Source organism: Curtobacterium sp. ME12 (genome assembly GCF_903970855.1).
Classification (GTDB): domain Bacteria; phylum Actinomycetota; class Actinomycetes; order Actinomycetales; family Microbacteriaceae; genus Curtobacterium; species Curtobacterium poinsettiae_A.
Genome location: NZ_CAJCKD010000028.1, coordinates 14,373 through 28,085, shown reverse-complemented (window position 1 = coordinate 28,085; position 13,713 = coordinate 14,373). Strand labels below are relative to the sequence as shown.

9 protein-coding genes are annotated in these 13,713 nt (G+C 70.8%); 1 reads left to right on the top strand and 8 read right to left on the bottom strand.

All coding sequences use genetic code 11. The annotated features are described in order from the left end of the window. The first annotated feature begins 31 nt into the window (after positions 1 to 31). Positions 32 to 571, top strand: coding sequence for an HdeD family acid-resistance protein (locus H7A73_RS13385; RefSeq protein ID WP_173033968.1), 540 nt, complete (start codon positions 32 to 34; stop codon positions 569 to 571). A gap of 23 nt (positions 572 to 594) precedes the next feature. Here H7A73_RS13385 and H7A73_RS13380 read toward each other — a convergent pair whose 3' ends face one another. From H7A73_RS13380 to trpC, 8 genes are all read right to left on the bottom strand, one after another. Next, the gene (locus tag H7A73_RS13380) at positions 595 to 1,689 is read right to left on the bottom strand and encodes a VIT1/CCC1 transporter family protein (protein ID WP_182066409.1); all 1,095 of its coding nucleotides are present in this window, start codon (positions 1,687 to 1,689) and stop codon (positions 595 to 597) included. A gap of 130 nt (positions 1,690 to 1,819) precedes the next feature. Continuing rightward, on the bottom strand, positions 1,820 to 3,265 hold the full coding sequence (gene pyk, locus H7A73_RS13375) for a pyruvate kinase (protein ID WP_110891587.1): 1,446 nt from the start codon (positions 3,263 to 3,265) through the stop codon (positions 1,820 to 1,822). 179 nt (positions 3,266 to 3,444) lie between these two features. Next, positions 3,445 to 4,902, bottom strand: a complete 1,458-nt coding sequence (locus H7A73_RS13370) for a glutamate synthase subunit beta (protein ID WP_182066408.1) — start codon at positions 4,900 to 4,902, stop codon at positions 3,445 to 3,447. Continuing rightward, the gene (gene gltB / locus H7A73_RS13365) at positions 4,895 to 9,499 is read right to left on the bottom strand and encodes a glutamate synthase large subunit (protein WP_411469317.1); all 4,605 of its coding nucleotides are present in this window, start codon (positions 9,497 to 9,499) and stop codon (positions 4,895 to 4,897) included. The genes H7A73_RS13370 and gltB overlap by 8 nt, the downstream gene beginning before the upstream one ends. 224 nt (positions 9,500 to 9,723) lie before the next feature. Next, complete coding sequence (gene lgt, locus H7A73_RS13360) at positions 9,724 to 10,710, bottom strand: prolipoprotein diacylglyceryl transferase (RefSeq protein WP_182066407.1); 987 nt, start codon at positions 10,708 to 10,710, stop codon at positions 9,724 to 9,726. 96 nt (positions 10,711 to 10,806) lie between these two features. Continuing rightward, on the bottom strand, positions 10,807 to 11,601 hold the full coding sequence (trpA, locus tag H7A73_RS13355; protein ID WP_182066406.1) for a tryptophan synthase subunit alpha: 795 nt from the start codon (positions 11,599 to 11,601) through the stop codon (positions 10,807 to 10,809). Then, on the bottom strand, positions 11,598 to 12,812 hold the full coding sequence (trpB, locus tag H7A73_RS13350) for a tryptophan synthase subunit beta (RefSeq protein ID WP_182066405.1): 1,215 nt from the start codon (positions 12,810 to 12,812) through the stop codon (positions 11,598 to 11,600). Before trpB ends, trpA begins: the two co-directional genes overlap by 4 nt. A 100-nt stretch (positions 12,813 to 12,912) precedes the next feature. Further along, the gene (gene trpC / locus H7A73_RS13345) at positions 12,913 to 13,698 is read right to left on the bottom strand and encodes an indole-3-glycerol phosphate synthase TrpC (protein ID WP_111039113.1); all 786 of its coding nucleotides are present in this window, start codon (positions 13,696 to 13,698) and stop codon (positions 12,913 to 12,915) included. Between the last annotated feature and the right edge of the window lie 15 nt (positions 13,699 to 13,713).

Genomic DNA, 13,713 nt, shown 5'->3' with positions numbered 1-13,713 from the left:
CACCAGCGCCGGCGAACAGGGAGGAGCGCTCGTGGATTCTCGTGCCGTCAGGACGTTCCGGGTGTTCGTCGTCGTCACCGCCGTCGTCGCCATCGCACTGGGCATCGTGGCGATCGTCTGGCCCCGCCCGTCGCTCGTGCTCGTGGCCCTGCTGTTCGGCGTGTACCTCGTCGTGGCCGGGGCACTGCGCGTCTTCGCCGCGGTGCGGGGCCACGGTACCCGCCCGGTGTGGCGGTGGACGTCCGGCATCGTCGGCGGCCTGGTCGCGGTCGCGGGGCTCGTGACGCTGCTCGACCCGGCGATCCCGCTCGTCGTCTACGCCGTGCTCGCCGGGGTCGGGTTCCTGATCGAGGGGGTCGCCGCGATCGTCGGCGGCTTCGTCGGACACCCGGGATCGTCACGCGTCCCGACGGTCGTCAGTGGCGTGCTGTCGATCATCGGTGGCATCGTCGTGCTCGTCGCGCCCGGACTCGCGCTGACCGTCTTCATGGTCTTCGCCGGCATCGCGCTCATCGTCGTCGGGGCCGCGGCCCTGCTGCTCCTGCCGCCGCGCGCCGCCGTCCGCCGGTAGCCGGCGCGCGCCGCCGTCCGCCGCTAGGCTGACCCGGTGCCGAAGAGCAGCCCGAGTGCGTAGGTGACGATCGCCGCACCGAACCCGATGGCGAGCTGCCGGAAGGCCCGCTTGCCGGGGGACGCTCCGCTCAGCACGCCGACGACGGCACCGGTGCCGAGCAGGGCGATGCCCACCAGCCCGCCGGCCACGGCGATCGCCGGCCACCCCTGCATGCCGAACAGGAACGGCAGCACCGGGATGACCGCGCCCGAGGCGAAGAAGCAGAAGCTCGACACCGCGGCGCTCAGCCCGGTGCCGACCGCCTCGTGGTCGTCCGCGACCGCGGTCGGACCCGTCGCCGGCCGCCGCTCGCCGATGCCGGACAGCACCTGCGCGGCGTGCTCGGTCGCCTCGGCCTCGGACATCCCGCGCGCCCGGTAGACCAGCGCGAGCTCGTTCGCGTCGACGTCGAGGTCCGACACCGCCCTGCCGGCCTCGGGATGCGGCGCGGACGCCTCGAGCAGTTCGCGCTGCGACCGGACGGAGACGTACTCCCCCGCCCCCATCGACAACGCGCCGGCGAGCAGGCCGGCGATGCCGCTCAGCAGCACGAAGTGCCGGTCGGCCCCGGAGGCACTGATGCCGATGATGAGCGCCAGGTTCGACACCAGGCCGTCGTTCGCGCCGAACACCGCCGCCCGGAACGTGCCGGAGAGCCGCATCCGGCCACGGTTCGCGAGCCCGCGCACGACCTCGCCGTGGATCCGCTCGTCGGCGGCCATCCGCGCGGTCGCGTCCGAGTCGTCGGCGTACGGCGAGCGGTCCTCGGCGCGCTGCATGAGCGCGAGGACGAAGACCGACCCGAACCGCTTGGCCAGCACGGCGAGCACCCGGGTGCGCAGGCTCCCCCGCTCCGGTCGTCCGACGTCGTCGCCGAGCAGGTCGAGCCAGTGGTCGGCGTGCCGCCCTTCGGCCTCGGCCAGCGCGGCGAGGATCTCGCGTTCCTCGCCGGAACGGCGGGCAGCGAGGTTGCGGTACACGGCCGCTTCGGCACGTTCGTCGGCCAGGTAGCGACGCCAGCGGCGGACGTCGGCGCGCGACGCCGGGGTGTCGGATCGGAGGCTCACAGCGACCATCCTGCCGCCTGCGGCCGACGTCCGGTCACCACCAGGGCCGTGGAGACGCGGCAGGGCGCGGACCGGGGGCGGTCGACGCTGCTCGCGCCGGGCCTCCAGTCCGCGCCCTGGTGGCGACGGATCCCTCGGATCAGTCCCGGACGTAGGCCGGGGCGGCCTCGGCGTGGGCGTCGCCCACCCGGTGCACGCGCAGGTCGTTCGTCGAGCCCTCGATGCCGGGAGGGGACCCGGCCGTCACGATGACGCGGTCGCCGGGAGCGGCCAGGCCGTTCTCGAGGAGGACGTCGTCCACCTGCGAGAAGAGCTCGTCGGTGTGGGTCTTCCGCTCCACCAGGAACGAACGGACTCCCCAGGTGAGGGCCATCCGGCGGCGCGTGGCCTCGTTCGGGGTGAAGGCGATGATCGGCAGACCGTGGCGCAGACGCGACATGCGGCGGGCCGAGTCACCGGACTCGGTGAAGACGCAGAGGTACGACGCCTCGGTGAACTCGGCGATCTCGACGGCGGCGAGGGTGATCGCACCGCCGAGGGTGCGCGGCTTGGTGCCGAGTGGCGCGATGCGCTCGAGACCGTGGTCCTCGGTGGACTCGACGATGCGGGCCATGGTGCGGACGGTCTGCACCGGGTACTCACCGACGCTCGTCTCACCGGACAGCATGACCGCGTCCGCACCGTCGAGGACGGCGTTGGCGACGTCGGAGGTCTCCGCGCGGGTGGGGATCGGCGACGAGATCATCGACTCGAGCATCTGCGTCGCGACGATGACCGGCTTGGCCATGCGGCGGGACAGCTCGACGGCGCGCTTCTGCACGATCGGGACGGCCTCGAGCGGGAGCTCGACGCCGAGGTCACCGCGGGCGACCATGATGCTGTCGAAGGCGTCGATGATCTCCTCGAGGGCGTCGACGGCCTGGGGCTTCTCGACCTTGGCGATGACCGGCAGGCGCTTGCCCTCTTCGTCCATGATCTCGTGGGCACGCACGACGTCGCTCGCGTTGCGCACGAACGACAGCGCGATGAGGTCGGCGCCCTGGCGGATCGCCCAGCGCAGGTCGGCCTCGTCCTTCTCGCTCAGCGCGGGGACGTTGACGGCGACACCGGGCAGGTTGATGCCCTTGTTGTTGGACACCGTGCCGGGGACGACGACCTCGGTGCGGACCCGCACGCCGTCGGTGTCGAGGACACGGAGGCGGACACGGCCGTCGTCGATGAGCAGCGGGTCGCCGGGCTTGACGTCCTGCGGCAGGCCCTTGAACGTCGTGCCGCAGATCTCCTTCGAGCCCGGGACGTCCTCGGTCGTGATGGTGAAGACGTCACCGACCGCCAGGTCGTGCGGGCCGTCGGCGAAGCGTGCCAGACGGATCTTCGGACCCTGCAGGTCGACGAGGATCGCGACGGGCTTGCCGAGTTCTTCGGCGGCACGACGGACGTTGACGTAGTTGGCCTCGTGGACGCTGTAGTCACCGTGGCTGAGGTTGAGGCGGGCGACGTCGACGCCCGCTTCGATGATCTCCTTGACGGTCTCGTAGTCCGACGTTGCCGGTCCGAGCGTCGAAACGATCTTTGCGCGTCTCAATGGATTCCTTCGTGGTGGTGGATGGAGCTTGGGTTTCCGCGCTGTGGGGCCGCGCGGAACGGATCGAGGCCACCAGCACCCTACCGAGTGCTGGTGGCCTCACGCTCACGGGAGCGTGAGCATCTGGTGGAGACGGTCCGCCGTCCGGCGGCGGTCCGACATCTGGTGTGCGTCCGACATCAGACGGAGATCGCCCGGTCGGTCGCCTTGACCGGTGCCGGCAGGATCGTGGAGCCCTCGAGGTACTCGTCGACCTGTGCGGCCGCGGCACGGCCCTCGGCGATCGCCCAGACGATGAGCGACTGCCCACGACCCGCGTCGCCGGCGACGAACACCCCGGCCTCGTTGGTCGCGTAGTCGGCACGGCGGTCGAGCGCCCCCGAGACCGTCGTCGGCAGCCCGAGCTGCGGCTCGATCGTGTCCGACTCGGGGCCGGTGAAGCCCATCGCGATGAGGACGAGGTCGGCCGGGATCTCCCGCTCGCTGCCCGCCTTCGGGACCCGTCGGCCGTCGAGGTACTCGGTCTCGGCGACCCGCAGCGCACGGACCTCGCCGGCGTCGTTCGACAGGAACTCGACGGTGGAGGCGAGGAAGTGCCGCTCGCCGCCCTCTTCGTGGGCGCTCGTGACCTCGAACACGGTCGGGAACATCGGCCACGGCTGGTCGGACGGGCGCTCGAGCGGCGGCTGCTTGCCGATCGCCAGGTTCGTCACGCTCAACGCGCCCTGGCGGTGGGCGGTGCCGATGCAGTCCGCGCCGGTGTCGCCACCGCCGATGACGACGACGTGCTTGCCCTCGGCCGTGATCTGGTTGTCGACCGTCGTGCCCGCGTTCGCCTTGTTCTGCTGGACCAGGTAGTCCATCGCGAAGTGCACGCCCTCGAGGTCACGCCCCGGGATCGGGAGGTCGCGCGGCACCGTGGCACCGGTGGCGACGACGACCGCGTCGTAGCGCGACTTCAGGTCGTCCCAGGTGATGTCCTTGCCGATCTCGACCCCGGCACGGAACCGGGTGCCCTCGGCCTGCATCTGGGCGAGGCGCGCGTCGATCTGGCGCTTCTCCATCTTGAAGTCCGGGATGCCGTAGCGGAGCAGGCCGCCGATGCGGTCGTCCCGCTCGTAGACGGCGACCGTGTGGCCGGCACGCGTGAGCTGCTGCGCGGCGGCGAGGCCGGCGGGGCCGGAGCCCACGACGGCGACGGTCTTGCCCGTCAGGCGCTCCGGCGGGTGCGGGGTGACCCAGCCGTTCTGGAACGCCTGGTCGATGATCGAGACCTCGACCTGCTTGATCGTCACCGGGGGCTGGTTGATGCCGAGCACGCACGACGACTCGCACGGTGCCGGGCAGAGCCGACCCGTAAACTCCGGGAAGTTGTTCGTCTCGTGCAGGCGCTCGATCGCCTGCCGGCCCTCACCGCGCCAGGTCAGGTCGTTCCACTCCGGGATCAGGTTGCCGAGCGGGCAGCCCTGGTGGCAGAACGGCACGCCGCAGTCCATGCAGCGGCCGGCCTGGCGCTTCAGGACACCGGACTCCTGCTGCTCGTAGACCTCTTTCCAGTCCATGAGCCGCACGGGCACGGGTCGCCGGGGCGGCAGTTCGCGTTCCTGGACCTTCAGGAATCCCTTGGGGTCAGCCACCGGTCACCTCCATGATCCTGTTCCAAACGATGTCACCGTCGGGGTCGAGCCCCTCGTCGACGGCCTGTCTGCGTGTCTCGAGCACCGCCGCGTAGTCGCGCGGCAGCACCTTGACGAAGTCGCTCAGGTCTCCGGACGCCAGCAGGTCGGACGCGAGCGTCGACCCCGTCTCGTCGGCGTGCCGGGTGAGCAGGTCGGTGACGATCTCGACGTCGGCGCTGTCGAGCGCCTCGAGCCGGAGTTCGCCGGACAGCAGGGCGTCGGTGTTCACGTGCTCCTCGCGGAGCCCACGGACGTACGCCGTCCCACCGGACATACCGGCACCGAGGTTCCGGCCGGTCTCGCCGAGGATGAGCGCGAGCCCGCCCGTCATGTACTCGAGCGCGTGGTCGCCCACGCCCTCGACGACGGCTGTGGCACCGGAGTTCCGCACCAGGAACCGTTCACCCACGATGCCGCGGATGAACATGCTGCCCTGGGTGGCGCCGTACCCGATGACGTTGCCGGCGATGACGTTCTCGGCGGGGTCGAAGCCCGAACCGGCGTCGGGACGGACGACGATCTGGCCGCCGGAGAGCCCCTTGCCGACGTAGTCGTTGCTGTCGCCGATGAGCCGCAGCGTGATGCCCGCCGGCAGGAACGCGCCGAGCGACTGCCCGGCGGAACCGCGCAGCGTCACGTCGATCGAACCGTTCGGCAGACCGTGCTCGCCGTGTCGCAGGGTCACCTGGTGGCCGAGCATGGTGCCGACGGCACGCTCGGTGTTGCGGATGGGCAGGTCGAGCGCGATCGAACCGCCGTGGTCGAGCACGTCCGCGGTCTGCTGGATGAGCTGCACGTCGAAGTGCTGGTCCAGCTCGTGGTCCTGCTCGCGGTGGTGGCGGCGCGGTTCGGCGTCGTCGAAGCGCGGTCCCTTGAGCACCGGCGCGAGGTCGAGCCCGGAGGCCTTCCAGTGCTCGACGGCACGGTCGACGTCGAGCGCGTCGGTCTGCCCGATCGCCTCGTCGAGGCTGCGGAAGCCGAGCTCGGCGAGGAGCTCGCGGACCTCTTGCGCGATGAACTGGAAGAAGTTGACGACGAACTCGGGCTTGCCGGAGAACCGTTTGCGGAGCTCGGGGTTCTGCGTGGCGACGCCGACCGGGCAGGTGTCCAGGTGGCAGACGCGCATCAGGATGCAGCCCTCGACCACGAGTGGTGCGGTGGCGAAGCCGTACTCCTCGGCCCCGAGCAACGCGGCCACGACGACGTCGCGCCCGGTCTTCATCTGCCCGTCCACCTGCACGACGACGCGGTCGCGCATGCCGTTCAGCATGAGCGTCTGCTGGGTCTCGGCCAGGCCGATCTCCCACGGCGTGCCGGCGTGCTTGAGCGAGTTCAGCGGGCTCGCGCCGGTGCCGCCGTCGTGGCCGGACACGAGCACGACGTCGGCCAGGGCCTTCGTCACGCCGGCCGCGACCGCACCGATGCCGGACTGGCTCACGAGCTTCACGTGGACGCGCGCGGCCGGGTTGGCGCGCTTGACGTCGAAGATCAGCTGCTTGAGGTCCTCGATGGAGTAGATGTCGTGGTGCGGCGGCGGCGAGATGAGCCCGACGCCCGCGGTGGCGTGCCGGGTGCGGGCCACCCACGGGTAGACCTTCGCCGGGGGCAGCTGCCCGCCCTCGCCGGGCTTCGCGCCCTGCGCCATCTTGAGCTGGATGTCGGTGGCGTGCGTCAGGTACATGCTCGTCACGCCGAAGCGGCCGGAGGCGACCTGCTTGATCGCGCTGCGACGCTCGGGGTCGAGCAACCGGTCGACGTCCTCGCCACCCTCGCCCGTGTTCGATCGGCCACCGAGTCGGTTCATCGCGATGGCGAGCGTCTCGTGGGCCTCCTTCGAGATGGACCCGTACGACATCGCACCCGTGTTGAACCGCTTGACGATCGACTCGATCGACTCGACCTCGTCGAGCGCGATGGGCTTCCGAGCGCCCTGCTTGAACCGGAACAGCCCGCGGAGCGTCATGAGCTGCTCGGACTGGTCGTCCACGGCGCTCGAGTACTCGCGGAAGATGTCGTACCGGCGAGCACGGGTGGCGTGCTGCAGGCGGAACACCGTGTCCGGGTTGAACAGGTGCGGCGGGCCCTGCCGGCGCCACTGGTACTCGCCACCGATCTGCAGCCGCTCGTGGGAGAGCACCGCGCCGTCCTGCGGGTACGCCTGGGCGTGCCGCTCGGCGTTCTCCTTGGCGATGACGTCGATGTCGACGCCACCCAGGATCGACGAGGTGCCCGTGAAGTACCTGTCGACGAACTCCTGGCTGAGCCCGACGGCCTCGAACGCCTGTGCGCCCGCGTAGCTGGACACCGTGGAGATGCCCATCTTCGACATGATCTTCAGGACGCCCTTGCCGAGCGCCTTGATGACGTTCTTGACGGCCTGCTCCGGTGTGATCCCGGGGATCATGCCGGCTCGGACCAGGTTCTCGCAGGTCTCCATCGCCAGGTACGGGTTGATCGCCGAGGCGCCGTACCCGATGAGGGTCGCCACGTGGTGGACCTCGCGCACGTCGCCGGCCTCGACGATGAGCCCGACCTTCATCCGCTGCTCGGTGCGGATCAGGTGGTGGTGGACCGCGGCGAGGAGCAGGAGGCTCGGCACCGGTGCCTGCTCGGAGTTGCCGTCGCGGTCGGACAGCACGATGAACTGCTTGCCGGACTCGATCGCGGCGTCGACCTCGTCGCACACGGCGGCGATGCGCTTCTGCATCGCCTTCTTGCCGGCGTCGACGCGGTACAGGCCCTTGATCGTGACGGTCAGGTGGCGACCCGACTCGGTCTCGAAGTGCTGGACCTTGGCGAGCTGGTCGTTGTCGATCACCGGGAAGTCGAGCGTGATCTGCTTCGCGTGCTCGGGGCCGGCGGAGAGCAGGTTGCGCTCCGGACCGAGTCCCATCCCCATCGAGGTGATGACCTGCTCGCGGATCGAGTCGAGCGGCGGGTTGGTCACCTGCGCGAACTGCTGCGTGAAGTAGTCGAACAGCAGCCGCGGACGCTCCGACAGCACGGCGATCGGGGTGTCCGAACCCATCGCACCGAGGGGTTCGGCCCCCGCTGCCGCCATCGGGCGCAGCAGGATCCGGACCTCTTCCTCGGTGTACCCGAACGCGCGCTGCCGTCGGGTGACCGAGGCCGGGGTGTGCACGATGTGCTCGCGCTCCGGCAGGTCGTTGAGGTTGATGCGGCCGGCTTCGAGCCAGTCTCCCCACGGCCCCGAGGCGGCGAGCTCGCGCTTGACCTCGTCGTCCTCGATGATGCGCCCGGCCTCGGTGTCCACCAGGAACATCCGGCCCGGACGCAGGCGGCCCTTGCGCACGACCTTGGCGGCCGGCACGTCGATGACGCCCGTCTCGGAGCCCATGACGATGAGGCCGTCGTCCGTGACCAGGAAGCGTCCGGGGCGCAGGCCGTTGCGGTCGAGGGTGGCGCCGACGAGCGAGCCGTCGGTGAAGGTGATCGCGGCGGGGCCGTCCCACGGCTCCATGAGCATCGAGTGGTACTCGTAGAACGCGCGGAGGTCCGGATCCATCCCGACCTGGTTCTCCCACGCCTCGGGCACCATCATCGACACGGCGTGCGGCAGGGTCCGGCCGGTCAGGGTCAGCAGCTCGAGGACCTCGTCGAACGAGGCCGAGTCGCTCGCCCCCGGGCTCACGATGGGCAGCAGCGGCGCCATGTCGCCGAGCAGTTCGCTCTCGAGCTGCGACTGGCGCGCGCGCATCCAGTTGCGGTTGCCGCGCACCGTGTTGATCTCGCCGTTGTGGGCGATCGTCCGGAACGGCTGCGCGAGCGGCCACGACGGGAACGTGTTGGTGGAGTACCGCGAGTGCACGATCGCGAGCTTCGAAGCGAAGCGCTCGTCGCTGAGGTCCGGGTAGAACGGCTCGAGCTGGAGCGTCGTGACCATGCCCTTGTAGACCATGGTGCGGCTCGACAGCGACATGAAGTACAGGTCGTTGTCGTGCTCGGCGCGCTTGCGGAGCCGGAAGGCCTGGCGGTCCAGCGCGATGCCGCTCCACGAGGCACCGTGCACGTCGTGCCGGATGGAGGCGACGAACAGCTGCTCGAACGCCGGCATCGCGGCACGGGCCAGCGTGCCGAGGACCTCCGGACGCACCGGGACCTCGCGCCACCCGAGGACCTTCAGGCCCTCTTCGCGGGCGAGCCGCTCGACGGCACCCTTCACCGCGTGGCGCGCGTCGTCGTCGAGGGGCAGGTAGGCGGTACCGACGGCGTACTCCCCCGCTGCCGGCAGCTCGAAGGGCACGACGGCCCGGAGGAACTCGTCGGGCACCTGGCACAGGATGCCCGCGCCGTCACCGGTACCCGCGTCGGAGCCCACGGCACCGCGGTGCTCGAGGTTCCGGAGCGCACCGAGCGCCGCGTCGACGATGTCGTGTCCGGGCGTGCCGCGCAGGGTCGCGACCATCGCGAGGCCGCAGGCGTCCTTCTCGTTCGCCGGGTCGTACATGCCCGTGGCGTCCGGGATCGCGGAGAAGCGGCGGTGCGGCGGCACGAGGCTCGTCGGTGCCGAGGGCTGGGTTGGCTGGAGCGCCATGGGGAACCGTCCTCACGAGGAAGTGGAACAGGGACAGCGGTGGCCCGGTGGTGCGTTCCGCCCGAGCGGGCGGGACTGGTGCCCGTGCCCGCCGTCAGTGAGTTGCCCTGTCGGCCGGCGAGGTTGCTGGGCCCCGCTTGTGGCGGAGACCGTCTGGTGCTGCTGCTGGTGGTGGTGCTGCACGTGACCGGTGGTCGTCGGGAGCGGGTGCTCCCACCACGGGATCAGCGAGTGGTCGTGACCGGTTCGTCGCTCGTGACGCCGTCTGCTGCGTCGTCATCGTGCTCCGAGAAGGTGTCCTCGGAGTCTACAACGGAGGCCGGACGGGGCCCGCGACCCGGCAGGTACGGGCTCGGCTCCTTGCCGGTGTGCCGACGGCTCTGCACCACGAAGATCAGGATGCCGATGACGACCGCGGCGAGGGCGACCCACACGTTGGTGCGGACGCCGGAGAAGGTCTCGCTCGTGTCGACGCGGATGGACTCGAGCACCGAGCGTCCGGCGCCGTACCAGATCAGGTACAGACCGAGGACCTTGCCCCACTGCAGCGTGAACTTGCGCGCCAGGAAGAGGATGACGACGACGCCGAGGACGTTCCAGATGATCTCGTACAGGAACGTCGGGTGGAACAGCGTGCCCTCGGGCAGGCCCTTCGGGAACGCGGCGTTGCTCGAGTCGATCTCGAGGCCCCAGGGCAGGCTCGTCGGCATGCCGAAGAGCTCCTGGTTGAAGTAGTTGCCCAGGCGGCCGAAGGCCTGCGCGAGCAGGACGCCCGGCACCACGGCGTCGATGAACGACGTGAACCGCAGGCCCACCTGGCGGCAGCCGATCCACGCGCCCACCGAACCGAGGATGAGCGCCCCGAAGATTGCGAGCCCGCCCTCCCAGATGTACAGGAAGGACAGCGGGTCGATGCCGGGGCCGAAGTAGTCGGACACGTGGGTGAACACGTGGAAGAGGCGACCGCCGATGATGCCGGCGGGCACGGCCCAGATCGCGATGTCGATGATGATCCAGCGCTCGACGCCACGGGCGTTGAGTCGTCGGTTCGCCAGGACGACCGCGGCCACGATCCCGATCAGGATGCAGATCGCGTACGCGTGGATGCGGAAGTCGAGGGGCAGCGACCAGCCGAAAGCGTCGCGCAGCCAGGCGGTCAGGTCGAAGTACTGCCAGGCGGTGCTCGGACTCGGGATGCTCAGGAGGGGCATGGAGGTGCTGTCGCCTTTCGGAACTGACGGGGCGCGGTCGACGTGGCGTCGGCCTCGCTCACTGTAGCGCGGCTCACGGGCCGGACAGGAACTGGACTAGCGGCGGCGGGCGCCGGTGGCGAGGTCGGCGGCACGGTCGGCGACACCCTGCACACCGAGGTCGGCCAGCGCGCGGACGAACGCGGACCCGACGATGGCACCGTCGGCGTACTCGAGCACCTCGCCGACCTGCTCGGCCGTCGAGATCCCGAGACCCACGCAGGTGCGCTCGACCCCGGCGTCGCGCAGGCGCGACACCACCGTGCGTGCGGCGACGTCGACCCCGGCGCGTGCACCGGTCACACCCATCGTGGAGACGGCGTAGACGAAGCCACGGCTGGCCCGGACCGCCTGGCGCATGCGCTCGTCGGACGAGGAGGGTGCGGCGAGGAAGACCCGGTCGAGCCCGGTCCGCTCGGAGGCCTCGGTCCACGCGGCGGCCTCGTCGGGGATGAGGTCTGGCGTGATGAGGCCGGCGGCACCGGCCGCGACGAGATCGTCGGCGAAACGGTCCACGCCGTAGCGCAGCACCGGGTTCCAGTAGGTCATGACGAGGACCGGCACGTCGACCCGCTCGGTGATCTGCTGCACGGCGTCGAAGACCTGTGCCACCCGGAAGCCGTTCGCCAGGCTCTCCTCGGCCGCCCGCTGGATCACGGGGCCGTCCATCACCGGGTCGGAGTACGGCAGGCCGAACTCGATGACGTCCACGCCGTTCTCGGCGAGGGCGACGGCGGCGTCGACGCTGGTCTGCAGGTTCGGGTACCCCGCGGGCAGGTAGCCGACGACGGCTCCGGCGCGCTCGGCGTTGGCGGTGTCGATCGTCGTTGCGACGGTCCGGTTCGTGGTCACAGCTGCACCGCGTTCTCGTCGAGGATGCCGAAGTAGCGACTGGCGGACGCGACGTCCTTGTCACCCCGGCCGGACAGGTTCACGAGCACGACGCCCTCGGGGCCGAGCTCCTTGCCGAGCTTGATGGCGCCGGCGAGGGCGTGGGAGGACTCGATCGCCGGAATGATGCCCTCGGTCTGGCTCAGCAGGCGGAAGGCCTCCATCGCCTCGGTGTCGGTGATCGGCTGGTACTCCGCACGGCCGATCGACGCAAGGTACGCGTGCTCCGGTCCGACGCTCGGGTAGTCGAGTCCGGCGGAGATGCTGTGGCTCTCGATCGTCTGGCCGTCCTCGTCCTGCATCAGGTACGACTTCGCGCCCTGCAGCACGCCCTCGCGACCGAGCGTGATGCTCGCCGCGTGCCGGCCGGTCTCGACGCCGTCGCCGCCGGCCTCGAAGCCGTGCAGTGCGACGGACTCGTCGTCGAGGAACGCCTCGAAGATGCCCATCGCGTTCGAACCACCACCGACACACGCCGCGACGGCGTCCGGCAGGCGCCCGACGCGGTCGAGGACCTGCTGGCGTGCCTCCTCGCCGATGACCTTGTGGAACTCGCGCACCATCTCGGGGAACGGGTGCGGACCGGCGACCGTGCCGAGCAGGTAATGCGTCGACTCGACGTTGGCGACCCAGTCGCGCAGGGCGTCGTTGATGGCGTCCTTCAGGGTGCGCGAACCGGTCTCGACAGGGATCACCTCGGCGCCGAGCAGGCGCATCCGGGCCACGTTGAGCGCCTGTCGCTCGGTGTCCACGGCGCCCATGTAGACGACGCACTCCATGCCGAACAGTGCGGCAGCGGTGGCGGTGGCGACGCCGTGCTGGCCGGCACCCGTCTCGGCGATCAGGCGGGTCTTGCCGAGCCGACGGGCGACGAGCGCCTGGCCGAGGACGTTGTTGATCTTGTGGGACCCGGTGTGGTTCAGGTCCTCGCGCTTCAGGATGACCCGGGCACCACCGGCGTGCTTCGCGAACCGCGGCACCTCGGTGATGATCGAGGGGCGCCCGGTGTAGTCGCGCTGCAGCTCGTCGAGCTCCGCCCGGAACGCCGGGTCCGCCCAGGCCTGACGGAAGGCGGCCTCGAGCTCGTCGAGCGCGAGGACGAGTGACTCGGGGACGAAGCGTCCGCCGAAGTCACCGAAGTAGGGGCCGTGCAGGTCGCGGAGTGAGGTCACGATGTGTCTCCCGGGACGAGTCCGACGCGGCCGGTCAGCCGCGTCGGACGGGTGGAACGTGCGGCCGCGGTCGGCGGCCTCGATGCGTGGGCGGAGCCGGTCAGGCCCGGTCGGCGGCGTCGACGAACGACGCCAGGGTCGCGGCGGGGTCGTCCCCCGTCACGAGCGCTTCGCCGACCAGGACGACGTCGGCACCCGCAGCACGGTAGTGGGCGACGTCGGCCGGACCGGAGACCGCGGACTCGGCGACGCGCACGACCCCGTCGGGGATGCGGTCGGCGAGCGACCCGAACAGGTCGCGGTCCAGCGAGAAGTCGGTGAGGTCCCGCGCGTTGACGCCGAGGATGCGGGCGCCGGCGTCGAGGCCACGCGTGACCTCGTCGCCGGAGTGCGCCTCGACCAGCACGCGCATGCCGAGTTCTTCGGCCAGGGTGTGCAGCTCGACCAGGCGGGCCTGCTCGAGCGCCGCCACGATGAGCAGCACGACGTCGGCTCCGGACGCCCGGGCCTCGATCACCTGGTACGGGTCGGCGATGAAGTCCTTGCGGAGCACGGGCACCCCGACACGAGCCTTCACGGCTTCGAGGTCGGCGAGGCTGCCGAGGAACTTGCGCCCCTCGGTCAGGACGCTGATCGTCGAGGCCCCGCCACGCTCGTAGTCGGCGGCCAGGGCTGCAGGATCGGCGATCGCGGCCATCGACCCGCGGGACGGGCTGGCTCGCTTGACCTCGGCGATGATCTTCACCCGGTCGCCCGGGCTGAGGAACGCGAGGGCGTCGAGCGGCGACGCCACCCGGTCGAGGTCGCGTTCGACGTCCGAGTACGGACGGTCGACACGACGGGCGGCGGCGTCCTCGAGCGCGCCCGCGACGAGGGTCTCGAGCACGTTCGGCATCGGGAG